Here is a 26,041-nt window from a genome sequence, read left to right as displayed (position 1 = left end):
CTCTGCCTTGTCTACCACTGCGATGGTAACGTCGTGGCATGCACACGACCATCGACAAGGCAGGGCGGATCGTGATCCCCGCGTCGATCCGTGAACGCCTCGGCATCCTTCCGGGTCCGGTCGACATCATGATCGACGGCACCGGCATCCGGATCGAGGTCGCCGCTCCTGACGACCTCGTCGAGAAGGACGGACGCCTGGTCGTCCGCGGCAGCGGGGCCACTCTCACGCCAGATGACATCCGGGAGCTCCGGCTTGCCGACCAGCGCTGATCTGCTCCTCGACACGAGCGCCGCGATCGCCCTCGTCACGGAAGACAGTGCTGCCCACGACGCGGTCCGCTCGGCGTGCACGGGCCTCGGCCTCGGCCTGTCGGGGCACGCCCTGCTCGAGACATACTCGGTGCTCACCCGGCTTCCCGGCGGCAGCAGGCTGAGTCCCGAGGCCGCCGCGCGGGTGATCGCCCACGAGTTTCCCGGATCCGTCGCCCTGCCCCCTGACGAGGCGGTGCGGGCCGTGTCCGAGCTGGCCGTCGCCGGCGTCGCCGGAGGCGCCGTGTACGACGGCCTCGTCGCACTCGCGGCGCGGTCAGCCGGCATCACGCTGCTCACCTGCGATCGGCGCGCGATCGGAACCTACGCGAAGCTCAAGACCGACATCCGAATCATCTGATCGGATGCCGGCCGGCGACGCGACCGTTCGGCATCCCCTTCATCGGGCGGAGCGCGGCTCGAGGTGTCCGAGGAACACCAGCACGACCTGAAGCCGATCTCTGACCTGCCACTTGGCCATGACACGGCCGAGGTGGGCCTTCACGGTCGCCTCCGCAAGATGCAGCTGCTCGCCGATCTCGGCGTTGGAGAGACCCCGTGCCAGAAGTTCGACGATCGCGAGTTCGCGCGCGGTGAGCTCCGGACGCTGCCGGGAGTGCTCCGCGTTCGCGTCACCGACCGACATCGCGGAGAACCTCGTCCGGCGGGATGGATGCCGCTCGACACGCGGGGAGGAACGCCGCGGCGGCGAACGCGAGCGGCGGGATGAACAGCAGCGCGGAGAAGTAGGCGACCGAGTCGACCGAGATCGCCATGACCAGGGGCAGTCCGAACACGCCCGTCGGGAACACGAGGGCCAGGAGAGCCGCGCCGAGAGCACTGAGCGTCGCACCCGAGACCGCGATCACGGCGCCGAGCAGGGCGAACTGCGCCACGAACGCCCACAGCACACGGCCGCGACGCCATCCGAAGGCGCGGAGCACGCCGATCTCCGCGCGCTTCGCGCCGACGAGGGCGGCCGCCGCTCCTCCGCCGACCACGAGCAGGAACACGACGAGCAGGGCTCCCAGTACGACCTTCGCCATCTGCAGTGCGGCCTGGACCGGTTGCACCGCTGACAGCAGCGCGCCGAGACCTCCTGCGACGTACCCTCGGCCGCGCAGCTCGTCCACCACCTCCGAGAGGCGATCGGCACTGTCCACCACCGCGTAGATCTCCAGGTACTCCAGTCGACTCTGGATCGCATCCGCCGGCACTCCCTGCCCGATGGCCCGGATGCTGTCGACCCACTCCGGCAGAGCGTAGGCGACGTCCTCTCCGTCGAGACCGGCGAAGGCATCGTCGAACGCGCCGACAACCGTGACCTGAACGGCCACGCCCTCTCTGAGGTTCTCGGAGAGGTAGCGATCGTGCCGGGCGGTCAGAACAGCGCCGACGTCGGCGCCGAGCTCGTCGAGGTCGGATTCGGCAAGAAGGATCTCCCCCTCCGCCACCGGCTCGCGACCGTGCGTCACGCGCGGCTGCAGCGGCGAGAATCGCGGCGTCAGGAACGGCCCGACGGTCATCGACCCCGAGGACACCTCTATACCTGTCTGAGCCCACCCGACGGCGGACTCGATGCCCTCGACCGCCCGCACTTCGGCGAGGTCATCTGCATGGAAGAGGTCGCCCTGGGCGTCGGACTCGATCGACGGGCTGATCATGATCGCGCGCAGCACAGCGGCGCCGAGGCCCTCCTTCGTCGTGGCCGCCGAATCCGCGGTGTCGGAGGCGAGGGGGATGAGTGTCCCGAACACGGCGATGCCGAGCACGGAGAGGATCACGAGAGATCGGTTGGCCCGGACGAGGCTGGGAATCAGCCAGCGCGCCAGTGCGCTCGCACGCCGCATCACACCGCTCCGATCGCCACGCGACGGTCGGCGTGACCGGCGATCCGCGCGTCGTGCGAGGCGACGACGACGGCGCGTCCGCTGTCGACGGCGTCACGCAGGATCCCCCAGATCGCGCTCGCGTTCGCGTCATCCAGCGACGATGTCGGCTCATCCGCGAACAGGACGTCGGGATCCTTCGCGAGGGCTCGCGCGATCGAGACGCGCTGCTGCTCGCCCCCCGACATGGTCTTGACGCTGCGCGCCGCTCGCTGGCGGAGACCGACGCGACCGAGCGCGCGTTCCGCGTCCTCCCGGGTGATCGAGGGTGCCGCGAGCATGACGTTCTGCGCGGGTGTCAGCTCGGCGAAGAGACGCGGCGTCTGCGGGACGATCCCGAATCGCCGTTCGCGGACGAGGTTCCGGGTCGTATCGTCGCGTGCGACCTTCTGGCCGTCCACGATCACGGTCCCGGTGGACTCGAGGACGAGCAGCGAGGCGATGCCGAGGAGCGTGCTCTTGCCCGATCCTGACGGGCCGCTGAGCCACACCAGCTCACCTCTTCCGAACCGCGCAGAGGTCGGATGCAGCGCGACCTTGCCCGTGCCGTAGGTCTTCGAGACATCGATCAGCTCGATCATGGAGGTGGCCTCCGAAAACCAGCCCGAGGCTCGAAGATCCCGAGGCGGTCGAGCAGGAGCGCGTCGGCGGCGACGCTGCGCCACACGATCGGGGGCAGCGAATTCAGGTCGTCGCTCCACTGCCGCGTGATCTCATCTCCGATCGTCGCCGCTCACGATCGCGAGCGTTGATGAACTGACTCGTTCAGTGTGAATGCCCCATCGCAGCCGTGCATCCTACTTTTGTCTACATTTGAGGTCATGGAAACACGTATGACGGCACACCAGAATGACCGCCGTCGCCGCGTTCGGAGGGGGATCAGCTCGCGAGCGACAGACCCGCCGCGAGCGCGAAGCCCAGCACGGTGGCGAGCCCCGTCAGCTGCTTGGCCTTCTCCTGCGCGTCAGGCACCATCGAGTCGACGAGCATCACGAGCAAGGCACCTGCCGCGAAACCGCTCGCCCCGGCACGGAAGGCATCACCGGTCGCGCTCGCCAGCGCGAATCCGGCGACCGTGGCGAGCGCGCAGATCACTGCGATGCCCGCCCAGAGCAGCAGCACCCGCGACTTCGCCATCCCACCCTTGAGCAGATCCGCGGCCGAGCCGATCGACTCGGGGAGGTTCGAGACGATGATCGCGACGACGAGCGCGATGCTGACGGGCTCTCCCGATGCGAGGCCGATGCCGAGCACCAGCTGCTCGGGGATGCCGTCGAGCAGCGCGCCGAGGGCGAGGGGCGCACCGGCCCCTCCGTCCTTCGACTTCGCAGCTCGGGCATCCAGGATCCGGTCGGCGGCGAAGTAGGCCAGGGCTCCTGCCGCGACGCCGATCACCAGCGGGATCGGGCCGGCGAGGTGGAGCCCCTCCTCCCACAGCTCGAACGCGATCGAGGCCATGAGCGCGCCGGCGCCGAAGCCGAGCACGATGCCGAGCCAGCGCGGCGGCCACGTGCGTAGCAGTGCGAGCACCGCCCCGACGAACAGGGGCGAGGCCGCGACGACACCCCAGAGAATCGCTGCGCCCATGTGCCGCCTCCTTCAGGGCCACTCTGCCACGCGATCGGTCGCAACGGCGCCGTCACCTCTGAAAAGCGACACGCCGACCGCCGATAGACTGGGAACCATGTCCAAGGTCCTCCAGTCACTTCCCGTCGGCGAGCGCGTCGGCATCGCCTTCTCCGGAGGACTCGACACCTCCGTCGCCGTCGCCTGGATGCGCGACAAGGGCGCCGTCCCCTACACGTACACCGGAGATCTCGGCCAGTACGACGAAGACGACATCGAGTCGATCCCCGGCCGCGCCCTCGAGTACGGCGCCGAGGCCTCGCGCCTGATCGACTGCAAGACCGCCCTGGTCGAGGAGGGCCTCGTCGCCCTGTCGTGCGGCGCCTTCCACATCCGCTCCGGCGGCAAGACGTACTTCAACACCACGCCCCTGGGCCGCGCCGTCACCGGCACGCTGCTCGTGCGTGCGATGAAGGAGGACGGCGTCGACATCTGGGGCGACGGCTCGACCTACAAGGGCAACGACATCGAGCGGTTCTACCGCTACGGCCTGCTCGCCAACCCCCGCCTGCGCGTCTACAAGCCCTGGCTCGACGCCGACTTCGTGACCGAGCTCGGCGGCCGCAAGGAGATGAGCGAGTGGCTCCAGGCCCACGACTTCCCGTACCGGGACTCGGTCGAGAAGGCGTACTCGACCGACGCCAACATCTGGGGCGCGACGCATGAGGCGAAGACCCTCGAGCACCTGAACGTCTCGCTCGAGACCGTCGACCCGATCATGGGCGTCAAGTTCTGGGACCCCTCGGTCGCGATCGAGACCGAAGACGTCACCGTCACCTTCGAGGCCGGTCGCCCGGTCGCCATCAACGGCGTCGAGTACACCGACCCGGTGGCGCTGGTGCAGGAGGCCAACACGATCGGCGGACGCCATGGCCTCGGCATGAGCGACCAGATCGAGAACCGCATCATCGAGGCGAAGTCGCGCGGCATCTACGAGGCCCCGGCCATGTCGCTGCTGTTCATCGCCTACGAGCGCCTCGTCAACGGCATCCTGAACGAAGACACCCTCGCCACGTACCACGAGCAGGGTCGCCGCCTCGGACGCCTGATGTACGAGGGCCGCTGGCTCGAGCCGCAGTCGCTCATGCTGCGCGAGTCGATCCAGCGCTGGGTCGGCCTCACGATCTCGGGCTCGGTCACGATCCGCCTGCGTCGCGGTGACGACTGGACGATCCTCGACACCACGTCGCCGAACCTGTCGTACGGCCCCGAGAAGCTGTCGATGGAGCGCGTCGGCGACGCCGCCTTCGGCCCGGTCGACCGCATCGGACAGCTGACGATGCGCAACCTCGACATCGCGGACTCGCGCTCGCGCCTCGAGCAGTATGCGGGTCTCGGCCTCATCGGCGGCGCCACGGGCGAGCTCGTCGGCCGTGTGACCGCGGGCGAGTCGGGTGAGATCACGGGCGCCGTGGAGGGTTCGGTCTCCGAAGCCGACGAGAACTTCGCCGACGCCGTCGACACCGCATCCGAGGGCGCCGCCTTCGACTCGGGCACCGACTGACGCTCTTCTGCTGAGAGAGGGGGCGGATGCTGCGGCATCCGCCCCCTCTCTCTGTCTGCGCTCTCCGCATCTGCGCGCTCCGCATCCGCGCTCCCCCGCGCCGGACTCTGTGAGTCCGCCGAGTTATCTTGCACACACGTGTGCACTATAAGTACAATCGACGTATGACCACCCGTGCTCCCCGCCGCGACTCCGTCGAGAACCGCGCCGGCATCCTCGATGCGGCCCGCGCCACCCTGGCCGCCGACCCGCGAGCCTCGATCGACGTCATCGCCCGCAGCGCCGGCCTCTCGCGTCGCACCCTGTACGGCCACTTCGACGACCGCGATGCACTGATCCGCGAGCTCATCTCGGTCGGCGCGCAGCGCTTCAACGCGATCGCCGAATCCGTGACCGACGCCGACGCCCGCATCGCCCTCGCCCGCCTCGCCGCCCGTCTCTGGCAGGAGGCGGCGCACGTGCAGGTCGCCGCAGCGCTGGCCCTCGACGAGGCCCATGTCGAGCACACCGCCGACGCCCTCGCTCCCCTCCGCCGCACGGTCGCCGCACTCGCCCGCCGAGGCCAGGACGACGGCAGCTTCCGCACCGACCTCGCCGCACCGACCCTCGCGCGACTGATCGAAGAGGTCGCCCGCACGGTCGTGTCACGCACGGATGCCGCCAGCACCGGCGCCGCCAACCTCGCTGTCCGCACCCTTCTCAGCATCGCGGGGCTCTCCTGGCGCGAAGCCGACGAGCTGCTGACCGCTCACCCCGACATCGTCGACCCTCAGGAGGTCAGCGCATGAGAGTCACCCTGCATGACGTCAGCAAGGGCAAGGGCGGCCAGGCGCTGCCGACCATGAGCCTCGAGTTCCACTCCGGAGCCGTGCGCTTCGCCCTCGCCGAGACCGAACAGCGCCCCAGCGTGCTCGGCCTCATCGCGAGCGGCCGGATGAAGCCCGACACCGGCCGCGTCACGATCGACGGCACGGCGAACAACCGGATGCTGCGCCGCACGATCGCTCTCGTCGATGCCCCCGACGTCAGCGACCCGCACGCCGACATCACCCTCGCGGGCGTCGTCGGCGAGGAGCTCATGTTCGCCGGCGTCGGCGCGACGCCTCTGCACGCCCGCCGCTGGCTCTCCCAGCTCGGCTTCGGCGAGCTGGCCGGTGTTCCGATCGGCAACGTCGACCCGGCCGCGCGCGTGCGCATCCTGTGCGAGCTGGCGATCCTGCGCAAGGGCACCGAGGGCATCGTGCTCGTCTCCCCCGACCGGCACGGCGGCAGCCCCGACGGATGGTGGCGCATCGCGTCGGAGTTCGCCGACCGCGGCTACGCCATGCTCGTGATCATCGGCGGCTCGGCGGCCGTCGCCCTCGAGCGGATGCACGAGCTCGAGGCGATCAACGCCTCCGGCCCCGTCGAGCCGCTCGTGCTCGATGCACCTGCCGCCGACTCGGCCGATGAATCGGCGGATGACTCCGACGACGTCGACGACGAGGACGCGCCAGCTCACGTATCCGCTCCCCCGGAGGAGCCGGACGACTCCGACGATCGTGCCGACGCACCGCGCGCCGACACCGAACACGCCGGCGACGCATCGGATGATCTGGAGTCGCCTTCCCCCGAGACGGACGACGCCGACTCGGACGACGACGCGCAGGCCGCCGACGACACAGACACAGACACACACACGCCCCGGAACGGAGCCGAACGATGAAGGTTCCCTCGATGATCGCCGCCGAGCTGCGGCGCCTCACCGCCAGCAAGATGGGCATCATCGCCCTGATCGCGCTCGTGTGCGTGCCGATCCTCTACGGCGGCCTCTACCTCTGGGCCAACCAGGATCCCTACGCGAAGTTCCCCGATGTGCCGGTCGCGCTGGTCGTCGACGACGAGGGTGCGGCGACGCCCACCACAGGCACGGACGCTCCGACCGGAGAGACCGTCAACTACGGCGAGGACGTCGCCGAGAACCTCATCGAGGGCAATGCCTTCGACTGGCAGCGCATGTCGGCCGACGAGGCGGCGGATGCTCTGCGCGAGGGCACGGTCGACTTCACCGTCACGATCCCCGCCGACTTCTCGGCGGCGCTGACCTCCGCCGCCGGCGACGATCCGCACCAGGCGCGAATCGACCTCGAGACCAACGACGCCAACAACTACCTGGCCTCGTCGATGGGCACGCAGGCGGTCGAGAAGATCCGCAGCTCGGTGGCCGAGATGGTCGGCAGCGAGGCCGCGGAACGGCTGCTCACCGGACTCAGCGACGTGCGCGACAGCCTGGTCACCGCGGTCGACGGAGCGAACCAGCTCACCGACGGCGCCAACACGGCAGCCACCGGAAGCACGACCCTCGCCGACGGCACCAGCAAGCTCGCCAGCGGGACGTCGCAGCTCGCGAGCGGCGCGGCCACCCTCGCGTCGGGGGCCCAGCAGGTGAGCGACGGCAATCGTCAACTCGCCGACGTCGCCGACCGAGCAGGCTCGGCCGTGCAGCAGGCGACGAACGCGCTGCCTCAGGTGCGGGAGGACATCACGACCGTCCTGACCGACCAAGGTCTCACGCAGGACGAGATCGACCAGGTGCTGGCCACCCTCGATCCGCTCGGCACCCGTCTCGAAGAGGGCAACACCACCGTGCAGAACGCGGTCGACAAGGTCGATCAGCTCGCGGCGGGCGCCGCATCCGTGGCATCCGGCGCCTCGCAGCTCGCCTCGGGGGCGAAGACCGTCGCCACTGGAGCGGCGGCTGCGAACGACGGCGCGGCGCAGCTGCGCGACGGACTCGGCACCCTCGCATCGGGCACCGCCGAGCTGCGCGACGGGCTGGCCGATGGGGTCGAGCAGATCCCCGCCTCGACCCCTGAACTGCGCACCCAGCAGGCCGACACGATCGCCGACCCGGTGAAGGTGTCGAGCGACAAGGTCGCGTCCGCCGAGGACTACGGCGCAGGGCTCGCCCCCTTCTTCGCCGCCCTGTCGGCGTGGATCGGCATCTACGCGCTGTTCCTCATCGTCAAGCCGATCTCGCGTCGAGCCGTGACCGCCCTGCACTCGCCGATCCGGGTGACCCTCGCCGGCTGGCTGACCCCGGCCATGCTCGGTGCCGTGCAGATGCTCGGACTCATGGGGATCCTCGCGATCACCCTCGGCTTCACGTTCAACAACCCCATCGGCACGCTCGGCGTGATGATCTTCGCGTCGGCGACGTTCGCGGCGATCATCCTCGCCCTCAACGTCTGGCTGGGTTCCGTCGGACAGTTCCTGGGCCTGGTGCTCATGGTCCTGCAGCTCGTGACGGCGGGCGGAACCTTCCCCTGGCAGACTCTGCCCGCGCCCCTCGCTGCGCTGCACCATGTGCTGCCGCTCGGTTATGTCGTCGACGCCATGCGGCAGCTGATGTACGGCGGGAACCTCGGCAGAGCGGGCTGGGATCTCGTGGTGCTGGGCATCTGGCTCGTCGGAGCTCTGCTCCTCGCGGCCATCGGCGTGACGCGGATGACGCACCGTCGGACCCTGCGCGACCTGCAGCCGAGCCTGATCGGCTGACCCGAGCGTGCGGGGCCCGAGATCGGCCCCCGCACGCTCGACGGTTGTGGGTAGTATTCCGGGAGTGCGTCTCTGAGACGCGCTCTGGGGCTCGCTGGGACTGAGTCCCGCCGTGCCACCCGAAAGAGTTCTCGAAGATGACAACCGATTCGCCCGAATCCGCCGCGCCGTCGCGCCCCTCGCTGGGAGTGCGCATCGGACGCATCGCCTTCCTCGTGCTCGCGGGCCTGGTCGTGATCGCGGTCGCCGCCGCGTTCTTCGTGACCTGGACGATCCAGAGATCCTTCCCGCAGACCGAGGGCACGTTGCCGCTCGACGGGTTGCAGGCCGAGGTCACCGTGCAGCGCGACGAGAGCGGCATCCCGACGATCACCGCCGACACGACGCACGACCTCTTCTACGCCGAGGGCTTCGTGCACGCGCAGGACCGCTTCTTCGAGATGGACTTCCGTCGGCACGTCACCGCGGGCCGCGTGGCCGAGATGTTCGGAGAATCGCAGGCCGGAACGGATGCCTTCCTGCGCACCCTGGGCTGGCGCAAAGTCGCCGAAGCCGAGGTCGCCGCGATGGACGAGGTGACGCTCGGCTACTACCAGGCCTATGCCGACGGCGTGAACGCCTATCTCTCCTCGCGCTCCGGCGCAGAGCTCTCGCTCGAATATGCCGTTCTGGGCATGCAGAATCCCGAGTACGCCCCCGAGCCCTGGGAGCCCGCCGATTCGGTCGCCTGGTTGAAGGCCATGGCCTGGGACCTCCGCGGCAACGTCGAAGACGAGACCGAGCGCTCGCTGCTCGCGGCCGAGCTCGCCTCCGGGGCGTCCGAAGCTGCCGAGACGCAGGCCACGCTCGACAGGCTCTACCCCGCCTACCCGTTCGACGAGCATCCGGTGATCGTGCCGGAGATCTCGACGGTGCCCGCGGTCGGCACGGATGCCGCACCCGCCGCCTTCACGACCGACGAGAACGACGGCGAGATGCAGCAGGCCGCCACCACGATCGAGTGGCAGGAGGCATCCGATGTGATCGAGGCGGCGAGCATCCTCGTCGGCGACGTCGGCGAGGGCATCGGCTCGAACTCGTGGGTCGTCTCCGGGGATCTCACCGACACCGGCATGCCGCTGCTCGCCAACGACCCGCATCTCGGCTCGTCGCTGCCCTCGGTCTGGTACCAGGTGCAGCTGAAGTGCAGCGAGGTCACCGACGACTGCCCCTTCGACGTGGGCGGCTTCTCTTTCTCGGGGCTGCCCGGCATCGTGATCGGCCACAACCAGAAGGTCGCGTGGGGCTTCACCAACCTGACCACGGACGTCACCGATCTGTACATCGAGCGCATCGAGGGCGACCAGTACTGGCGCGACGGCGCCCTCGTTCCTCTCGAGGAGAGCACCGAGACGATCAAGGTCGCCGGGGGTGACGACATCGAGCTGACGATCCGCTCGACCGTCCACGGGCCGATCATCTCGGGCCTCACCGACGACTTCACGGCGATCGCCGACGACCCCGAGCCCGGACTCGTGGCAGGCGGTGCGACCGGCACCGCCCCTGCCGGCGACGCCTCGGAGTATGCGGTCAGTCTCCGGTGGACCGCTCTCGACCCCGGCACAGCGGCCACAGCGATCTTCGCCCTCTCGACCGCTCAGGACTTCGACGAGTTCCGTGCGGCGGCCGCGCTGTTCGACGTCCCGGCACAGAACCTCATCTACGCCGACACCGAGGGCAACATCGGCTACCAGACCCCCGGACGCCTGCCGATCCGCGGCGCCGGAGACGGATGGATGCCGCAGCCCGGCTGGGACAGCAGCTACGACTGGACCGGATTCATCCCGTTCGAAGACCTGCCCGTGTCATACAACCCGTCCGCCGGATACATCGTGACCGCGAACAACGCGATCGTTCCCGATGACTACCCCTACTTCCTCTCGCGCGACTGGGACTACGGCTATCGCGCGGCACGCATCGTCGACCTGATCGAGAGGCGCTCCGCCGATGCGCCCCTGACCGCCGACGACATGCGCGACATCCAGATGGACAGCGAGATGTGGATCGGCAAGCGCCTCGCCACCGCCATGGACGAGGTGCAGGTGACGGGAGAGGGAACCGCGGATGCCGTCGACCTGCTTCGCTCGTGGGACGCCCAGAACGAGGCATCCTCCGCGGCCGCCGCGTACGCGAACGTCCTGTGGTCGAACCTCGTGCAGAACCTCTTCGCCGAACGCGACCAGCCCCTGCCGATCGACGGCCAGGGACGCCTGTTCACCGTGGTCTCCGACCTTCTCGACGACCCGACCGACCCGCTCTGGACGAACCCGACCATCGACGTCGCGAGCATGGACGAGATGCTCGCCCTCTCGGCCGAAGAGGCCTACGACGAGCTCTCCGCGCTGCAGGGCACGACGGTCAGCGCCTGGCGGTGGGGCGACCTGCACGCCATCACCCTGACGAGCGACACCCTCGGCTCGTCGGGAATCGCTCCGATCGAGGCGCTCTTCAATCGCGGCCCGTTCCCGGTGAGCGGCGGGGCCTCGGTCGTCAATGCCACCGGTTGGGAGCTCGGCGCCTCGTACGCGACGACCACGGTGCCGTCGATGCGCATGGTCGTCGACCTGTCCGATCTCGACGCCTCCACCTGGATCCACCTCACCGGAGCATCCGGCCACGCGTTCGACGAGCACTACATCGATCAGACGGCCGACTGGGCGGCCGGCATCCAGCGACCGTGGGCGTTCTCGGCCAAGGCCGTCGATGCGGCGGCCCGGCACACGCTGGTACTGACCCCGGCGGAGTAGACACCGAGGACGCGCGGGCGAGTCAGGCGGAGGCCGGCGCGGTCGCGGATGCCGCGGCGCGGCGCGCGATCAGCCAGATGCCGAACGCTGCCGCGAGGAAGATCGCCGCGAGCATCGCCCACCCCGCGAACCCGAACGTGATCGCCGTGGCGTTCACGACGATGGGCGACGCCAGCGCACCGAGCGAGAAGCCCATGCCGAACACGCCCTGGTAGGCACCGGCTCGCACGGGGTCGGCCAGTTCGAAACTCAGGCCCCAGGCTCCGGCCTGCGACAGGATCTCGGCGAACGTGTGCGTGATCATGCCGACGATGAGGATGACGATCGCCGCCCACGCCGGCAGCCCCGCGGCGAGCGCGTAGACGATGCACGCGGCGACCATCAGCCAGCCGGCGATCATCGTGACCCGCCCTGCGGTCCGCACATCGTGCGTGCCGCGAGACGCACGCACCTGGAACAGCACCACCAGTGCGGTGTTGATGATCAGGAGCACCGCGAACGTCGCCTCGGGCGCGTTGGTGTTCTCGGTGATCCACAGGGGCACCCCGAGCTCCGCGACGCCGAACTGCATGCCGAAGATCGCCGACAGCCCGCTGAGCAGCAGGTAGCGGGGATCGCGCCAGGGAGAGCGGCGGTTCCAGTCCTTGCGCTCGGCGGATGCCGCCGCGGTGGCGTGCGTGTCGATCGACCCGGTCTCGGTGTGCAGGACCCTCGTGCGGGTGCGGGCCGGAGCGTCGACGGTGGCGGTGAGGCGGAGGAGCGGGAGCGACCCGAGGGCGCAGATGACGCCGGCGCAGGCGATCACGATCCGATAGGCCTCTGCCGTCCCCAGTGCCAGTGCGATCGCGCCGATGCCGGACCCTGCCGCGATCGCGAGGTTCGTGACGGTGCGCAGCACGGCGCGGGCGTGCACGCGCTTCTCGGGTGCGAAACCGCGCGCGATGATCGCCGACCGCGCCGAGTGCCCGAGGGTGTCGAAGAAGCCGGCCAGGCTCGCGAGCAGCAGCGCCGACGCGAAGTCGCCCACGAAGGCGTAGGCGGCCAGCAGCACACCCCCGATGGCCTCGAAGCCGAATGCGAGGCGACGCGCACTCCACCGATCTGCGAGCCACCCGCCGAGGAACGACGCCACGACACCGCATCCGCTCGACACGGCCAGCACGATCGCCGCCTGCGCGGGGGAGAGACCGATGATCTGGGTGAAGAAGAGCACCGTGACGGCGAGGAAGACCCCGCGGCCGACGCGGGAGACGGAGGTCGCGGTGACCAGCGCCCGCAGGACCGGATCGCTCAGCGCGCCGGACAGCCGTGCGAAGAGACCCTTCGTCGCTGCCCGGCCCTCGCCCCCTTCATCGACCTGCTCGGGATCGGGGTGGGACGAAGACACCCTTTCATCCTCGCACGGCGTACAGAGCCGCCCTCTCACACACCGGTATGCGATAGGCGGACCTCGGTTCGTCACAGGCGGCCCCCTCGGTTAGCGTGGGTGGGTGGCCTCCAGTTACCTCGCCCCCAAGGGCACTCCCGTCACCCTGCTCGAGTTCGAGCACGGTGGATCGACGCTCATCGCGGAGACCTTCGGCGAGGGCGCGCACACGTTCCTGCTGCTGCACGGCATCGGCATGGGCCGCAGCGTCTACCTCGATGTGGTGCAGCGTCTGCGCGGCCGCGTGATCGCACTCGACCTCCCCGGGTTCGGCGAGGCCCCCGAGCCCACCCGCACCCTCACGATGGAACGCCACGCCGACCTCGTCGCCGCCTACCTGCGTCATGTCGGCGAAGGACCGGTCGTCGTGATCGGGCACTCGATGGGCAGCCAGATCGCGGCCGAGCTCGCCGCACGGCATCCGTCGCTCGTCGAGGGCGTCGTGCTCGCCGGCCCCACGGTCAACAAGGCCGCCCGCAACGTGGCTGCGCAGGCGAGCTACCTGCTCACCGACCTCATCGGAGAGAGGCCGCTGGTGATCTGGCGCGGGGCGAGAGAGTATCTCCGCGGCGGCCCCCACCTCATCCGCAAGATCAGAGCCACGATCGTGCACCAGCCCGAGAAGGCGTTCGCACGGATCGAGCAGCCCGTGCTGGTGCTGCGGGGCGAGAGCGATCCCCTCGCGCCGATGAGCTGGTGCCAGGAGATCATCGACGAGATCCCCGGCGCCGATCTGCGGGTGATCCCCGATCACGGCCACGGCACGCTGATCAGCGACTCCGAACCCGCGGCACGGCTGATCCAGGGCTTCGCCGACAACCTCTGACGCACGCTCACCCGCGTGACCCGGACCCGGGTTCGCAGGACTCAGCGCAGCGGCGGAGGGGTCGTCGGCAGGAGCATCGCGTTGCGACGAGACCGCGTGAGCAGAAGGATGAACGCGCTCAGACCGCCCATGAGCAGGGCGAAGACCACGCCGAACGCGATCAGGAACACCGTGACGGTGCTCTGCTCCATGACGATCCCGACCACCGCGACGACCGCACCGATCACCGCGATCGCGGCCACGCACCAGCCGACGATCATCGACGCGAGATAGCCGCGGGGACCTGCGTGCCCTGGACGCACGCCGAACCGCGTGCCGAGATACCAGGTCCATCGCGAACCCGTCCACCACCGGCTGGCCTGTCGCGTCATCGGGTACCACCCGGCATCCGGCCCGTCGACCTCGCCGGGAAGCGGCCCGACAGACGCATCCACGACCGGCGCGGACTGCGGAACGGGACGCTTGCGCACGGTGAAGGAGTGTGCGGCGCCGGCGATCCAGATCACGGCCACGGCCATCAGGAACACGGGAACCGCGAAGTTGCCGGGGTTGCGCGAGATCAGCGCCGCGGTCAGCTGCAGCAGTGCGAGCACGAGGAACACGATGCCGAGCGTCAGCCCCACCACGGGCGGCTCGACAGCCAGAGCGTCGGGCCGCGGCTTGCCGGCACGCACGCGGTACGGCGTCCACATCACGCCGTCCCACCAGCGGACGTCTGTCGTGCCCGGCACCGGATACCAGCCCATCGGCGGACTCGTCGGCGGAATGTCTCGCTCGTGCGCCGTCCACTGCACTCCGTCCCACCAGCGCTGCCGCCCCGGTGTACCGGCGTCATACCACCCCTGTGGCGTCGACATGTTTCCCCCCTCCGACCCCTCAGCCGGCGCCGGGAGGGGTCTGCTTCGAATCGGCGAGCTCGTCGACCACGAGGCTCCGCTCGTCGGTGGTCCCGTTCCGATAGGCCTGGCGTCCGACGATGTGCGCCGACAGCGGAGCCGTCGCGAACTGCATGAGCACGACGGGGGCGACGATAGCGAGGCCCACGAGGATGCCGCCGACCGTCCGCTGCGACAGAGCGATCGCGAGGCAGATGAGGATGAGACCGAGCACCTGCGGCTTGGTCGCGGCGTGCAGCCTCGACGGCACGTCGCGGAAGCGCAGCAGGCCGACTGCGGCCGAGAGGCAGAGCACCGCGCCGAGCAGGATGAGCACGAGGATCGCGACGTCGATGACGGCGTCGGGGATGGCGAGACCGAACACGTTCATGGTGTCGTGTTGTCCCTTCTGGCGACGAACCGGGCGACCGAGATCGACCCGAACACGCCCACCGCCGCGATGATGAGCAGAACCGGGATGTTGCGGGTGTGCCCGTTGATCGCCATCTCGGCTCCGAGCACGCACATCACCTCGGTGAGCAGCACGTCGGAGGCGACGGCCCGGTCGAGGATCGACGGGCCACGCACGATCCGGATGATCGTCAGGATGGCGGCGATGCCGAAGACGACCGAGATCACCAGCAGCAGGATGTTCATCGGGCACCGCCCTTCGTCACTCCATCATCGCGTGCCGCACGTGCCGACCGCTCGTCAGCCTTGAGGGCACGGTACTGCTCCGGAGCGCCCAGCGCGCGAACGACTCGGCGCTCCCAGCGGAGCACTCCCTCGCGCTGCTTCTCGACGTCGGCGAGGCTCCGCACCCCGATGACGTGCAGGTACAGCACCTGACGGTCGCGGTCGGCTTCGACGACGAGAGAACCCGGCACGAGCGACGAGACGACAGAGACGTGCGTCATCATCAGGTCGTCGGCGTACTTCAGTGGCACGGCGATGATCGCCGCTCCGGGCTGGCGCCGGAAGTCGAAGACCTGCGCGGTCACCGAGAGCGCGCCCTGCAGCACCGCGAACAGGAACTGCACGACGAGCAGGACCGCGTACCAGATGTTGATCCGGCCCGAGAGCTCGACCGTCGGCAGCCGGAACACACGGGTGACGAACACCGCGACGACGAGTCCGGACAGGAAGGCGAGAACCGTGAACTGGCTCCACAGCAGCATCCACAGCACGACCAGCCATGCGAGGAACGGCAGCTGCACGCGGATGTCCCGCCAGAAGTGACGGCCGGTCTCGGTGGGGCTCATCCCTCCACCTCGTCTTCCAGCTGGATCAGGCTCACGGGGTCGAGCAGAGCCTCACCGATGCGGTCGCACAGCGCGTAGAGAGGGCCGGCGAAGACCGTCAGCGCCACGGTGACCCCGACCATCCCCGCGGTCGCGACCGTCATGATCGTCGGGATGCGGCGGCGCTCCTGCTGCTCGTCGGCGGCCGGGGCGTTGCCGAGGTACGAGATGCGGCCCTCGGTCTCGGCCGAGTCCTCCTCCTCGCGCCAGAACGCGAGGTTCCAGGCGCGCATCAGCGCGTAGAGCGTGAGGAGCGAGGTGACGATTCCACCCGCGATCAGCACGATCATCAGGGGGGTGCCCACCGACGCCGCCGCCTCGAAGAGCGCGAACTTGCCGATGAAGCCGGAGAACGGAGGAAGGCCACCGAGGTTGATCGCCGGGATGAAGTAGAGCACGGCGATCACGGGCGCGACCTTCAGCAGCCCCTTCACCCGGAGGATCGAGGTGCTGCCCGCTCGACGTTCGATGAGACCGACGGCGAGGAACAGGGTGGTCTGCACGATGATGTGGTGGACGATGTAGTACACGGTCGCGCCGATCGCGGCGGGGGTCGCGATCGCGAGGCCGAAGATCATGTAGCCGACATGGCTCACCAGAGTGAACGACAGGATCCGCTTGAGCTCCGCCTGCGCGACGGCGCCGAGCACGCCGACGATCATGGTCGCGAGGGCGATGATCAGCAGCAGGGTGTCGATGCTGTTGTCGGCGAACAGCTGCGTCTCGGTGCGGATGAGCGCGTAGACGCCGACCTTCGTCAACAGACCCGCGAAGACCGCGGTGACCGGCGCCGGCGCCGTCGGGTACGAGTCGGGCAGCCAGAACGACACGGGGAAGATGGCGGCCTTGATGCCGAATGCCACCACCAGCATCAGGTGCAGCACCAGCTGCGTCTCCTGCGGCAGCTCGGTCATCCGCTCGGCGATCTGCGCCATGTTGACCGTGCCGAGCGCGCCGTAGATCATCGCGATCGAGGCGAGGAACAGGATCGACGAGACCAGCGAGACGACGATGTAGACGGCGCCGGTGCGGATGCGGGACTCGGTGCTGCCGAGGGTGATCAGCACGTACGACGCGACGAGGAGGATCTCGAATCCGACGTACAGGTTGAAGAGGTCGCCCGCGATGAACGCGTTGAAGATTCCGGCGGCGAGGATCAGGTACGACGGGTTGAAGATCGAGATCGGCGTCTCGTCCGTGCCGTCGGCGGCTCCCTGACCGATCGAGAAGAGGAGCACGGCGAGCAGCACGATGCTCGAGATGAGCACCAGGAGGGCGGCGAGCCGGTCGACGTAGAGCACGATGCCGAACGGCACGGGCCACCCGCCGACCGAGACGGCGAGCGGAGCGCCGGCGTCGACGACCACCAACAGCACGGCGGCGATCACCGAGACGATGGCGAGCGTCGCCACCGTGACGAAGACCTGGAGGCGCGGCTTACGGCCGAAGATGAGGGTGACGGCCGCGCCGAGCAGCGGAAGTGCGACGAGAAGCGGGACGAGGGCGCTCATGTGCGGTCCTCCCCGTCATCCGTGTTCTCTGATCCGCTGTGCTCCGCGTCGGCGTCCTCGGGCGGAGCCGATTCGCCGGCCAGGGTGGATGCCGCCGCATCCGCAGACCGCGACTGCGTCGGCCGATCGACCGGAGCATCGTCGTGGATCGCGGGGTGGTCGCGCATGTGCAGCACCGTGATCGGAGCCGTCTGCACGCCCACGAAGTCGGTGGTGGCCTCGTCGTCGGCGGCGTCGGCCTCGTCGTCCATGAGATCCTCGTCGGCATCGGTGCGCTCGCGGAGCGCGATGTCGGCCTCGTCGTCTTCGACGGTGTCGGCCTGGCCCAGCTGCCAGGAGCGGTAGATGAGTGCGAGGAGGAACGCCGAGACGGCGAACGTGATCACGATGGCCGTGAGGGTGAGCGCCTGGGGCAGCGGATCGCTGAGCTCGCCCTCGGTGCCGAAGAAGGGCGCGTTGCCCGGAACTCCCATGACGATGAGGAGCAGGATGTTGGTGGCGTTGCCGAGCAGCAGGAAGCCGATCAGCACGCGGGTGAGGCTGCGCTCGAGCATGGCGTAGACGCCGCACGCGAACAGCACGGCCATGATCACGATCAGGGTGAGGGAGACATCCATCAGATGGTCGCCCCCCGTTCGCGGAACTCCTGCGCCTGGCGGTCGACCTCTGCACCGAGGCTGCGCAGCACGTCCAGCACGAGACCGATCACGACGAGGTAGACGCCGATGTCGAAGATCGTCGACGTGACGAACTCCATATGGCCGATGCCCGGGATCTCCCACTCCCAGAACGTGCTGGTCAGCGGAGCCATGCCGAAGAACAGCGGAACCACGGCGGTGCCGACGGCGAGGATGAGGCCGGTGCCGAGAAGACGACCGGCATCCGTGGGCGCGGCGGCGCCGAGCTCCCAGCGACCACCGGCGACGTACCGCATGACGAGCGCCATTCCGGCGACGAGTCCGCCGGCGAATCCGCCGCCGGGAAGGTTGTGTCCGGCGAAGAGCAGGAAGATCGACACGACGATGATCGTGTGGAACAGGATGCGGACGATCACCTCGAGCAGGATCGACCTGTTCTCGGGTTTCATCTTCTGACCACCGACGAGCCAGGCGCGAGGGCTGCTCTCGTTCTCGGAGGTCTGGAAGCGCACGCCCTCGGTCGTCTCGACGAGTGGGCGGCTGAGCGTGCGCCGGCGACGGGCGTTGGGCAGCGTCTTCGTCGCCGCGAGCATGTCGGCGCGGTGCGTCACGAAGACGAGAGAGGCCACTCCGGTCGCGGCGAGCACGAGCACCGACAGCTCGCCCATCGTGTCCCACCCGCGGAGGTCGACGAGCGCGACGTTGACGACGTTCTTGCCGTGCCCGATCTCGTAGGCGAGCTTGGGGAAGGCCTCGGAGATCGGGTCGGAGACGCGCGACTGCGTCGCCACGATCGCGACCAGGGCCATGGTGAGTCCCACGCCGACGCCGAGCAGGGCGCGGGGGATGCGGCCGACGGATGCGTTGTGCTCGCCCATCCGCGCCGGAAGACGTCGCAGCACCAGGGCGAACGTGACCATGGTCACCGTCTCGACGAGGATCTGCGTCAGCGCCAGGTCGGGGGCGCCGCTCGTCGCGAACAGCACCACCATGCCGAGTCCGGTGATCGAGACGAGCACGACGCCGGTGTACCGCTTCTGCGCGCGAACCGCCATGACCGCGGCCGCGGCCATCATCGGGGCCACGACGAGCTGAGCGGGCGTGTGCCACGCCGAGAGCTGGAAACGCTCGACGTCGGTCGCGAGCAGCGCCGTGATCTCTGCGGCGACGAACACGACGAAGATCGTGCCGACGTACACCGGGAGCGAACCGCGCTGGGTGAGGGTCGTGCTCAGCACCGACAGGCGATCGATGCCGCGCATCACGAGGTAGTAGACGTCAGCCGCGGTGAAGCGGATGAGTCGCGCCTTGCGGTCCCAGCCGGTGCGCACCGTGAGCAGGAACAGCCCCGCCCCGAGCAGGATCGAGAGGATCGAGATGCCGAGAGCGGGCTCGAGTCCGTGCCAGAGGGCGAGGTGCCCTGGACCCTCTGCGGCGACCCCCTCGGCGTCGAGGCCGGGGGTCGCGGTCAGCGCGTATCCCTGCAGGGCGGTGTCGAGCGCCGGGGCACCGATCCCGGCCGCGAGCGTGATGCCGGCGAGGATGATCGGCGCCGAGAGGAAGCCGACGGGAGGATCGGGCCAGGCGGTGTCGGGCAGGCGGTCGCCGACGGCATCCCGCTTCTTCCAGAAGGCTCCCCAGAGGAAGCGGATGCCATATGCCGCAGTGAGAATGGACCCGAGGCTGACCCCGATGATCGCGACGAGACCCCAGGGCGAGCCGTGCATCGCATCGTCGAGGAGCGCGGTGAGCGTCGACTCCTTCGCCACGAACCCGATGGTCGGGGCGATGCCCGCCATCGAGGCCACCGAGATGAATGCCGCCGTCGCCATGACCGGCGCCTGCCTGCCCACCCCGCTCAGCTCGTCGATGTCACGGGTGGAGAGCTGGCGGTCGATCACACCGACGATCAGGAACAGTGCCGACTTGAACAGCGCGTGCCCGATCACGAGCGCGAGCCCTGCCAGAGCGCTCGCCTGCGTGCCGTAGCCGATCACGATCGAGAAGAACCCGAGCTGGCTCACGGTGCCGAACGCGAGGATGCGCTTGAGGTCGGTCTCGCGCAGGGCCTGGATGCCGCCGAGCAGCATCGTCACGATGCCCAGCGAGATGATGATGGGCCGCCAGGGGCCGGTGAACGCGAAGATCGGCGCGAAGCGGGCGATCAGGTAGATGCCGGCCTTCACCATCGCCGCGGCGTGCAGGTACGCGCTCACCGGGGTGGGCGCCGCCATCGCACCGGGCAGCCAGAAGTGGAACGGGAAGATCGCCGACTTGCTGATCGCTCCGATCAGGAGCATCACCACGGCGGCATCGACGATCGGCCCGGTGGGCGCGAGCTCGAGGATCTCGCGGATGCTGGAGGTGCCCGAGTCGACCACGAGCAGCACGACGCCGACGAACATGACGAGCCCACCGAGAGTGGTGACCAGGAGTGCCTGCAGGGCGGCACGACGGCTGGCCGCACGGCGTCGGTAGTGCCCGATCAGGAGATACGAGAGGATGCTCGTCACCTCCCAGAACATGACGAGCATGACGAGGTCGTCGGTCAGGACGAGACCGTACATCGCGCCCGCGAACCCGAGCAGCACGGCGGCGAACTGACCGATGCCCGCCGAGTCGTCGTGGAAGTACCAGCGGCAGTACAGCAGCACGAGTGCGCCGACGCCGGTGACGATCAGGGTGAGCACCCAGCCGAGCACGTCCATGTGCATCGACAGGTTGAGCCCGAGCTGGGGGATCCACCCCACCGAGACGAACGGCACGGGGCCGTCGAGCACCTGAGGGGTGAGGACGAGCGCGTGGACGAATGCCGCTGCGGGAATGAGAGCCGCGATGGCGAATGCCTGAGATCCCAGCCAGCGCACCAGCACGGGCATCACGATGGACCCGAGAAGGAACACAGCGAGGAGCGTCAGCATATACGCGGCTCCTCGAAGCTCGTCGGCCGGGGGTGCGGCGCAGGCGGGCGGGTGTCGAGACTCAGTTTACCTTGATATTTCGCGCTTCCGGGTCGATGATGTCGCTTTCGAATCGCGCAAATGGCCGATTCCTCCCGGCATTTCGGGCAATTTGCGCGATTCGAAACCCGGAATCAGATCATTCGGATGCGTTCGCGGCCCGTCGTGCGAGAGCGGGGCCGAGCCTCTCGTACGAGTTCTCGATATGCGCCCGCATCGCCTCGGCGGCGGCTGCGGCGTCTCGTCGACACAGGGCGTCGAGGATGCGCTGATGCTCATTGGCCGTGTCGTCTTCGAAGTCGTGACGGAAGTTCAGTCGGTACAGGTGCATGTGCGAACGCAGCCGCACGATGGCCTCGGCGAGCAACGGGCTCTCGGCGTGCTCGGCGATCAGATGGTGGAAGCGCAGGTCCTCATCGATGAAGCGGCGGTAGTTGCGGAAGCTCTCCTCCTCGTCGGGAGCAGATGCGGCTCGCATCTGCGCGACCGACTCCGCGAGCTCCGCCTCCGTGTCGTCGTCGAGGCGCGTCGAGGCCCGGCGCGCCGCCTCGGGTTCGAGCAGCTCGCGCATGTCGTAGAGGTCGCGAAGACCCGCGGCGTCGAGCAGCGGCGCGGCGACGTACCCCTTGAGCGCCCGCTTCGCGACCAGGCCTTCTGCCTCGAGACGCGTGAGCGCCTCCCGCACGGGCGTGGGTGAGACGTCGAGGTCGCGAGCGACCGCGTCGATGTTCACACGGGCACCCGGCTCGATCACGCGATCCATGAGGAGGCCGAGCACCGCGTCGTACACGTCATCGACGAGCGCGCGACGCGCAGGGAGCGGCCGCGGTCCGCGGGCTTCGTCGTCGCCGAACATGAGTCTCATCGTACGGGGTGCCCTTCGTGCCTGATCAGACCCCGTTCTCGCAGCTCGTCCCACACGTCGCCACCGACGGGCCGAGCGACCAGTCCGCTGTTGCGGGCGACCTGCTCTGCGCTCGCTCCGCCCATCACGATCGCCCCCACGGCCGGGTGGGTGAGCGGGAACTGCGCCGCCAGCTCGGGAAGTGTGCGGCCGTGTCGATGCACGACGCCGGCGATCTCCTGCGCACGCTCGACGACCGCGCGGTCCGCGGGACCGTAGTCGAACGTGGCGCCCTGCCCCGGAGCATCCGTCGCGAGGATCCCCGAGTTGAACACGGCGGCCGCGAGCACGGTCACGCCGCGCTCGTCAGCGACAGGGAGCAGGTCGTCGGCGGCGGATTGATCGAGCAGCGTCCACCGCCCCGCGACCATCATCACGTCGGCATCCGTCTCACGCACGAACCTCGCGAGCATCGCGCTCTGGTTCATGCCGGCGCCGAACGAGCGGATGACGCCCTGGTCGCGCAGTTCGCTGAGCGCGGGGAAGGCGCCGTCGAGGGCGTCACGCTCATGCTCGTCGGGGTCGTGCACGAGCGCGATGTCGATGCGGTCGAGACCGAGGCGCTCGAGCGACTGCTCGATCGAGCGCAGCACGCCGTCTCGCGAGTAGTCGCGCACGCGACGGTGGTCGGCAGGCACGTCGAACAGGTTGTCGAGGTCGGTGCGACCGGCGGCATCCTGCGGCACGAGCAGCCTGCCCACCTTGGTCGAGACGATGAACTCGTCGCGAGGCAGCTGCCGCAGACTCTCACCCAGCCGCCGCTCGGCGAGGCCGAGCCCGTAGTGCGGGGCGACGTCGAAGTACCGCACGCCGCCCGCCCACGCCGCGGGCACGACATCGGGCCATTCGTCCTCGCGGAGCGCCTGATAGAGGTTGCCGAGGGCTGCGGCGCCGTACCCGACGGGCGGAGCGGAGAGCCCGCCGCGTGCGATGGCAGTGCCCTTCGGAGCAGACCGTGCGCCGACGGAGACGGGGATGCTCATGCGACGATCAGCCGCCCGAGCGCGTCGTGGTCCCAGGCGATCCCGAGCCCCGCCGCCGTCGGCGCCCAGCCGCGCCCGTTCTCGATGCGGATCTCGCCGGTCGTGACCGCCCGCAGCTGGGGGATGTGCTCGAGGTAGAGCGCGTTGGGGATCGCGCAGACGAGCGACACGTGCAGCTCCATGAGGAAGTGCGGCGCGACGGGCGCGTTGAACGACTCGGCGAGGTGCGCGATCTTGAGCCACGGCGTGATGCCTCCGACGCGGGCGACGTCGGCCTGCACGATCGACGCCCCGCCCCGCTGCAGGTGCTCGCGGAAGTGGCCGAGGGAGTACATGCTCTCGCCGACCGCGATCGGCACCGACGTCGATCGCGCGAGCAGCCGATGCCCCTCGATGTCCTCCGCCGGCAGCGGCTCCTCGAACCAGAAGACGTCGACCTGCTCGAACAGCCGTGCGCGGCGCACCGCCTCCGCGACCGAGAACGACTGGTTCGCGTCGACCATGATGTCCATGCCGGGCCCGACGGCGTCGCGCACGGCGCGCAGTCGCTCCAGATCCTGATGCCCGCGCGGCATCCCGACCTTGATCTTGACCCCACCCATGCCGCGTTCCTTCGCGTCGACGGCGTGGGCGACCAGCTCGTCGGTGCGGAAGTGCAACCATCCGCCCTCGGTGTCGTAGACGGGCACGGAGGGTGACGCCCCGCCCGCGGCCACCCACAGCGGAAGCGCGGCTCGGCGGGTCTTCGCATCCCACACCGCGGTGTCGACCGCGGCGAGCGCCAGCGCGGTGATCGGCCCGACCGTCGTCGCACGCGTGATGCCGAACAGCGCGAGCCACACGGCTTCGGGACGTTCGGCCTCGAGGCCGATCAGCGCAGGGAGCAGCGTCTCGCGCAGCAGGCTCAGCACCGCTCCTCCGCCGGTGCCGATCGTGTAGCTGTAGCCGGTGCCCTCGGTGCCGTCGGCGGTTCGCAGCCGCACGAGGATCGTCTCCTGCTTCACGAACGTCTGCAGAGCATCCGTCCGCTCGGTCTCGACCGGCAGGTCGCACAGCTGCGCCTCGGCATGCACGATGCGGCTGCCGGCGGTCGCATCCGCCCTGACCTCGAGGAGGCTCCTGGTGGTGTCGTGTGTCGTGGTCATCAGCGTCCTCCGAGTCCGCCCAGGGTGACCCCTTTGATGAGCTGCCGTTGCAGCAGCAGCACGAGGATCAACGAGGGGATGACGGCCAGTGTCGACGCGGCCATGAGCAGAGACCACTGCGTGCCGAACTGTCCGGTGAACATGCCGAGCCCGAGGGGCACGGTGGCCATGTCCTGTGTGTTGATGATGATCAGCGGCCACAGGTACGAGTTCCAGTAGCCGATGAAGGAGAAGACCGCGAGCACGCTCAGCGGAGCGATCAGCTGCGGCAGCAGCACCGACCATAGGGTGCGCAGGCGCGAGGCGCCGTCGATCAGTGCCGCCTCCTCGTACTCCATCGGGATGGTGAGGAAGAACTGCCGCATGAGGAAGGTGCCGAACGCCGTGAACGCGAACGGGATGATGAGCGCCGCGAAGCTGTCGTTCCATCCCCAGCTGTTGATCATGATGAACAGCGGCACGACCAGCACCTCCTGCGGCAGGACGAGGGTGAGCACGAACAGCAGGAACAGCTTGTCGCGGTACTTGAATCGCAGCCGCGAGAACGCGTAGGCCGAGAGCACGGCGACGATCACCGAGAGCAGGGCGCCGAGGATCGCGACGGTCAGCCCGTTGAGGATGAACCGGCCGAACGGCACGACGGTCCACGCCTCGACGAAGTTCGCCCAGCGGATCTCCGAACCGAAGATCTGCGGCGTCGCCGTGAAGACCTCGTTCTCGGGCTTGAGGGCGGTGAGGAACATCCAGATGAAGGGGAACGCGAAGATCAGCGCCACCACGGCGATGGCTGCGGTGTTCAGCCACTCCTTGAGGGAGTCCCGGCGCTGACGCGCACGTCGGGGCAGGCTCACGACGTCACTCATAGTTCACCCACCTGCGCTGACCGACGAACTGCAGGGCTGTGATGAGCATCACGACGAGGAAGAGGATCCACGCGAGGGCGGATGCATAGCCGAGGCGATCGAAGACGAATCCGTTGCGGTACAGGTACAGCACGAACGTGTTGGTGCTCTCGCCCGGTCCGCCCTGTGTGAGGAACAGGGGCTGCACGAACACCTGGAAGGCTCCGATCATCGTCATGGTCGAGCAGAAGAAGAGCGAGGGCGAGAGCAGCGGGAGGATGATGAACCGCAGCCGCTGCCAGGCCGAGGTGCCGTCGATGCGGGATGCTTCGAGCAGCTCCTTCGGGATGGCGCTGAGGCCCGCCGACAGGACGATCACGTTGTAGCCGAACGACTGCCACACCGACATCGCGATCACCGAGGGCAGCGCCCACGCCGAGTCGGACAGCCAGTTGGGACCGTCGATGCCGACGGTCGCGAGCATGGAGTTGATGAGCCCGTCCTGCGAGAGGAGCAGCCGCCACACGAGCGCGTTCGCCACCATCGGGGTGATCACCGGCAGGAAGAAGACGACCCGCCACACTCCTGCGGCCTTCATGCGCGTGTTGAGCCACAGCGAGATCGTGAGGGCGACGAAGAGGTTGAGGGCCGTGTAGACGATCGCGAAGATCAGCGTGTTGCCCAGCACCGTGTAGAACGTCGGATCGCGGAAGAGCTTGACGTAGTTCTCGAACCCGATGAAGTCGGGGCTGCCGAACAGCTTCCAGTCGAACAGGCTGATGAACGCCGACCCGAACAGCGGGGTGAGGATGAAGAGGACGAACCCGATCAGCCCCGGCGCGAGGAAGGCGACCGCCACCCAGCCGTCGCCGCGCCGCCTCCGCAGACGCGGAGCCCGCGGGGCGGGGGTGCCGAGTGGCACCCCCGCCGCGCCGGGCATCGGGGAGGAGGCCGTGGCCTCCGTCCGCTCGCTCATG

At 69.0% G+C, this 26,041-nt stretch carries 25 protein-coding genes; 8 read left to right on the top strand and 17 right to left on the bottom strand.

Annotated elements, in window-relative coordinates; genetic code table 11:
- The first annotated feature begins 38 nt into the window (after nt 1-38).
- Nucleotides 39-272: an AbrB/MazE/SpoVT family DNA-binding domain-containing protein gene (locus tag JOF42_RS03305; protein WP_245340707.1), complete on the top strand. Its 234-nt coding sequence runs from the start codon at nt 39-41 to the stop codon at nt 270-272.
- Nucleotides 256-672 carry a PIN domain-containing protein gene (locus JOF42_RS03300; RefSeq protein WP_210096548.1) on the top strand — a complete coding sequence of 139 codons (417 nt, stop codon included), beginning with the start codon at nt 256-258 and terminating at the stop codon, nt 670-672. The genes JOF42_RS03305 and JOF42_RS03300 overlap by 17 nt, the downstream gene beginning before the upstream one ends.
- Before the next feature lie 39 nt (nt 673-711).
- Here JOF42_RS03300 and JOF42_RS03295 read toward each other — a convergent pair whose 3' ends face one another.
- The 4 genes from JOF42_RS03295 to JOF42_RS03280 all read right to left on the bottom strand — a co-directional run bounded on the left by JOF42_RS03295 (nt 712) and on the right by JOF42_RS03280 (nt 3,787).
- On the bottom strand, nt 712-957 hold the full coding sequence (locus tag JOF42_RS03295; protein WP_210096547.1) for a response regulator transcription factor: 246 nt from the start codon (nt 955-957) through the stop codon (nt 712-714).
- Entirely contained in the window at nt 944-2,161 is a 1,218-nt protein-coding gene (locus JOF42_RS03290) for an FtsX-like permease family protein (RefSeq protein WP_210096546.1), read from the bottom strand. The genes JOF42_RS03295 and JOF42_RS03290 overlap by 14 nt, the downstream gene beginning before the upstream one ends.
- Nucleotides 2,161-2,781, bottom strand: coding sequence for an ABC transporter ATP-binding protein (locus JOF42_RS03285; RefSeq protein WP_210096545.1), 621 nt, complete (start codon nt 2,779-2,781; stop codon nt 2,161-2,163). The genes JOF42_RS03290 and JOF42_RS03285 overlap by 1 nt, the downstream gene beginning before the upstream one ends.
- Before the next feature lie 298 nt (nt 2,782-3,079).
- Nucleotides 3,080-3,787 (bottom strand): ZIP family metal transporter, encoded by a 708-nt coding sequence (locus tag JOF42_RS03280; RefSeq protein WP_210096544.1) that lies wholly within the window; start codon nt 3,785-3,787, stop codon nt 3,080-3,082.
- Nucleotides 3,788-3,884: 97 nt separating this feature from the next.
- Here JOF42_RS03280 and argG point away from each other — a divergent pair, with 97 nt between their 5' ends.
- From argG to JOF42_RS03255, 5 genes are all read left to right on the top strand, one after another.
- Nucleotides 3,885-5,330, top strand: a complete 1,446-nt coding sequence (gene argG / locus JOF42_RS03275; protein WP_210096543.1) for an argininosuccinate synthase — start codon at nt 3,885-3,887, stop codon at nt 5,328-5,330.
- A gap of 164 nt (nt 5,331-5,494) precedes the next feature.
- Nucleotides 5,495-6,118, top strand: a complete 624-nt coding sequence (locus tag JOF42_RS03270) for a TetR/AcrR family transcriptional regulator (RefSeq protein ID WP_210096542.1) — start codon at nt 5,495-5,497, stop codon at nt 6,116-6,118.
- Nucleotides 6,115-7,035: a hypothetical protein gene (locus tag JOF42_RS03265; protein WP_210096541.1), complete on the top strand. Its 921-nt coding sequence runs from the start codon at nt 6,115-6,117 to the stop codon at nt 7,033-7,035. Before JOF42_RS03270 ends, JOF42_RS03265 begins: the two co-directional genes overlap by 4 nt.
- Nucleotides 7,032-8,867 carry a YhgE/Pip family protein gene (locus JOF42_RS03260; RefSeq protein ID WP_210096540.1) on the top strand — a complete coding sequence of 612 codons (1,836 nt, stop codon included), beginning with the start codon at nt 7,032-7,034 and terminating at the stop codon, nt 8,865-8,867. Before JOF42_RS03265 ends, JOF42_RS03260 begins: the two co-directional genes overlap by 4 nt.
- A 137-nt stretch (nt 8,868-9,004) precedes the next feature.
- Complete coding sequence (locus JOF42_RS03255) at nt 9,005-11,653, top strand: penicillin acylase family protein (protein WP_210096539.1); 2,649 nt, start codon at nt 9,005-9,007, stop codon at nt 11,651-11,653.
- Nucleotides 11,654-11,675: 22 nt separating this feature from the next.
- Here JOF42_RS03255 and JOF42_RS03250 read toward each other — a convergent pair whose 3' ends face one another.
- Entirely contained in the window at nt 11,676-13,040 is a 1,365-nt protein-coding gene (locus JOF42_RS03250; RefSeq protein ID WP_307803526.1) for an MFS transporter, read from the bottom strand.
- A 103-nt stretch (nt 13,041-13,143) separates the two neighbouring features.
- Here JOF42_RS03250 and JOF42_RS03245 point away from each other — a divergent pair, with 103 nt between their 5' ends.
- Nucleotides 13,144-13,905, top strand: coding sequence for an alpha/beta fold hydrolase (locus JOF42_RS03245; RefSeq protein WP_210096538.1), 762 nt, complete (start codon nt 13,144-13,146; stop codon nt 13,903-13,905).
- A gap of 41 nt (nt 13,906-13,946) precedes the next feature.
- On the opposite strand, the gene JOF42_RS03240 is transcribed toward JOF42_RS03245, so the two are convergent.
- From JOF42_RS03240 to JOF42_RS03185, 12 genes are all read right to left on the bottom strand, one after another.
- Nucleotides 13,947-14,762 (bottom strand): DUF2510 domain-containing protein, encoded by an 816-nt coding sequence (locus tag JOF42_RS03240; RefSeq protein ID WP_210096537.1) that lies wholly within the window; start codon nt 14,760-14,762, stop codon nt 13,947-13,949.
- A gap of 19 nt (nt 14,763-14,781) precedes the next feature.
- Complete coding sequence (gene mnhG / locus JOF42_RS03235; protein ID WP_210096536.1) at nt 14,782-15,171, bottom strand: monovalent cation/H(+) antiporter subunit G; 390 nt, start codon at nt 15,169-15,171, stop codon at nt 14,782-14,784.
- The gene (locus JOF42_RS03230; RefSeq protein ID WP_210096535.1) at nt 15,168-15,437 is read right to left on the bottom strand and encodes an MrpF/PhaF family protein; all 270 of its coding nucleotides are present in this window, start codon (nt 15,435-15,437) and stop codon (nt 15,168-15,170) included. Before JOF42_RS03230 ends, mnhG begins: the two co-directional genes overlap by 4 nt.
- The gene (locus JOF42_RS03225; RefSeq protein WP_210096534.1) at nt 15,434-16,042 is read right to left on the bottom strand and encodes a Na+/H+ antiporter subunit E; all 609 of its coding nucleotides are present in this window, start codon (nt 16,040-16,042) and stop codon (nt 15,434-15,436) included. The genes JOF42_RS03230 and JOF42_RS03225 overlap by 4 nt, the downstream gene beginning before the upstream one ends.
- Nucleotides 16,039-17,592, bottom strand: a complete 1,554-nt coding sequence (locus tag JOF42_RS03220; protein WP_210096533.1) for a Na+/H+ antiporter subunit D — start codon at nt 17,590-17,592, stop codon at nt 16,039-16,041. Before JOF42_RS03220 ends, JOF42_RS03225 begins: the two co-directional genes overlap by 4 nt.
- Nucleotides 17,589-18,209 carry a Na(+)/H(+) antiporter subunit C gene (locus tag JOF42_RS03215; RefSeq protein ID WP_245340706.1) on the bottom strand — a complete coding sequence of 207 codons (621 nt, stop codon included), beginning with the start codon at nt 18,207-18,209 and terminating at the stop codon, nt 17,589-17,591. Before JOF42_RS03215 ends, JOF42_RS03220 begins: the two co-directional genes overlap by 4 nt.
- A complete protein-coding gene (locus JOF42_RS03210; protein WP_210096532.1) occupies nt 18,209-21,151 on the bottom strand; it encodes a Na+/H+ antiporter subunit A in 2,943 nt (980 codons plus the stop codon). Before JOF42_RS03210 ends, JOF42_RS03215 begins: the two co-directional genes overlap by 1 nt.
- 178 nt (nt 21,152-21,329) lie before the next feature.
- Entirely contained in the window at nt 21,330-22,046 is a 717-nt protein-coding gene (locus JOF42_RS03205) for a GntR family transcriptional regulator (protein WP_210096531.1), read from the bottom strand.
- Nucleotides 22,047-22,051: 5 nt separating this feature from the next.
- A complete protein-coding gene (locus JOF42_RS03200) occupies nt 22,052-23,077 on the bottom strand; it encodes an aldo/keto reductase (RefSeq protein ID WP_210096530.1) in 1,026 nt (341 codons plus the stop codon).
- Nucleotides 23,074-24,222 (bottom strand): mandelate racemase/muconate lactonizing enzyme family protein, encoded by a 1,149-nt coding sequence (locus JOF42_RS03195; protein ID WP_210096529.1) that lies wholly within the window; start codon nt 24,220-24,222, stop codon nt 23,074-23,076. Before JOF42_RS03195 ends, JOF42_RS03200 begins: the two co-directional genes overlap by 4 nt.
- Nucleotides 24,222-25,085, bottom strand: a complete 864-nt coding sequence (locus JOF42_RS03190; RefSeq protein WP_210096528.1) for a carbohydrate ABC transporter permease — start codon at nt 25,083-25,085, stop codon at nt 24,222-24,224. Before JOF42_RS03190 ends, JOF42_RS03195 begins: the two co-directional genes overlap by 1 nt.
- Nucleotides 25,078-26,040, bottom strand: a complete 963-nt coding sequence (locus JOF42_RS03185; RefSeq protein ID WP_245340705.1) for a carbohydrate ABC transporter permease — start codon at nt 26,038-26,040, stop codon at nt 25,078-25,080. Before JOF42_RS03185 ends, JOF42_RS03190 begins: the two co-directional genes overlap by 8 nt.
- Nucleotide 26,041: the final 1 nt, after the last annotated feature.

Origin of the sequence: Microbacterium phyllosphaerae, assembly GCF_017876435.1 — a bacterium.
Lineage (GTDB): Bacteria > Actinomycetota > Actinomycetes > Actinomycetales > Microbacteriaceae > Microbacterium > Microbacterium phyllosphaerae.
This window is presented reverse-complemented; position numbering and strand designations above follow the sequence as displayed.

What these genes read in the sequence shown, in the direction of transcription:
- JOF42_RS03305 (WP_245340707.1), top strand. Translation starts at nt 39, where the DNA reads ATGCACACGACCATCGACAAGGCAGGGCGGATCGTGATCCCCGCGTCG.
- JOF42_RS03295 (WP_210096547.1), bottom strand. Translation starts at nt 957, where the DNA reads ATGTCGGTCGGTGACGCGAACGCGGAGCACTCCCGGCAGCGTCCGGAG.
- JOF42_RS03290 (WP_210096546.1), bottom strand. Translation starts at nt 2,161, where the DNA reads ATGCGGCGTGCGAGCGCACTGGCGCGCTGGCTGATTCCCAGCCTCGTC.
- JOF42_RS03285 (WP_210096545.1), bottom strand. Translation starts at nt 2,781, where the DNA reads ATGATCGAGCTGATCGATGTCTCGAAGACCTACGGCACGGGCAAGGTC.
- JOF42_RS03280 (WP_210096544.1), bottom strand. Translation starts at nt 3,787, where the DNA reads ATGGGCGCAGCGATTCTCTGGGGTGTCGTCGCGGCCTCGCCCCTGTTC.
- argG (WP_210096543.1), top strand. Translation starts at nt 3,885, where the DNA reads ATGTCCAAGGTCCTCCAGTCACTTCCCGTCGGCGAGCGCGTCGGCATC.
- JOF42_RS03270 (WP_210096542.1), top strand. Translation starts at nt 5,495, where the DNA reads ATGACCACCCGTGCTCCCCGCCGCGACTCCGTCGAGAACCGCGCCGGC.
- JOF42_RS03265 (WP_210096541.1), top strand. Translation starts at nt 6,115, where the DNA reads ATGAGAGTCACCCTGCATGACGTCAGCAAGGGCAAGGGCGGCCAGGCG.
- JOF42_RS03260 (WP_210096540.1), top strand. Translation starts at nt 7,032, where the DNA reads ATGAAGGTTCCCTCGATGATCGCCGCCGAGCTGCGGCGCCTCACCGCC.
- JOF42_RS03255 (WP_210096539.1), top strand. Translation starts at nt 9,005, where the DNA reads ATGACAACCGATTCGCCCGAATCCGCCGCGCCGTCGCGCCCCTCGCTG.
- JOF42_RS03240 (WP_210096537.1), bottom strand. Translation starts at nt 14,762, where the DNA reads ATGTCGACGCCACAGGGGTGGTATGACGCCGGTACACCGGGGCGGCAG.
- mnhG (WP_210096536.1), bottom strand. Translation starts at nt 15,171, where the DNA reads ATGAACGTGTTCGGTCTCGCCATCCCCGACGCCGTCATCGACGTCGCG.
- JOF42_RS03230 (WP_210096535.1), bottom strand. Translation starts at nt 15,437, where the DNA reads ATGAACATCCTGCTGCTGGTGATCTCGGTCGTCTTCGGCATCGCCGCC.
- JOF42_RS03225 (WP_210096534.1), bottom strand. Translation starts at nt 16,042, where the DNA reads ATGAGCCCCACCGAGACCGGCCGTCACTTCTGGCGGGACATCCGCGTG.
- JOF42_RS03220 (WP_210096533.1), bottom strand. Translation starts at nt 17,592, where the DNA reads ATGAGCGCCCTCGTCCCGCTTCTCGTCGCACTTCCGCTGCTCGGCGCG.
- JOF42_RS03215 (WP_245340706.1), bottom strand. Translation starts at nt 18,209, where the DNA reads ATGGATGTCTCCCTCACCCTGATCGTGATCATGGCCGTGCTGTTCGCG.
- JOF42_RS03210 (WP_210096532.1), bottom strand. Translation starts at nt 21,151, where the DNA reads ATGCTGACGCTCCTCGCTGTGTTCCTTCTCGGGTCCATCGTGATGCCC.
- JOF42_RS03205 (WP_210096531.1), bottom strand. Translation starts at nt 22,046, where the DNA reads ATGTTCGGCGACGACGAAGCCCGCGGACCGCGGCCGCTCCCTGCGCGT.
- JOF42_RS03200 (WP_210096530.1), bottom strand. Translation starts at nt 23,077, where the DNA reads ATGAGCATCCCCGTCTCCGTCGGCGCACGGTCTGCTCCGAAGGGCACT.
- JOF42_RS03195 (WP_210096529.1), bottom strand. Translation starts at nt 24,222, where the DNA reads ATGACCACGACACACGACACCACCAGGAGCCTCCTCGAGGTCAGGGCG.
- JOF42_RS03190 (WP_210096528.1), bottom strand. Translation starts at nt 25,085, where the DNA reads ATGAGTGACGTCGTGAGCCTGCCCCGACGTGCGCGTCAGCGCCGGGAC.
- JOF42_RS03185 (WP_245340705.1), bottom strand. Translation starts at nt 26,040, where the DNA reads ATGAGCGAGCGGACGGAGGCCACGGCCTCCTCCCCGATGCCCGGCGCG.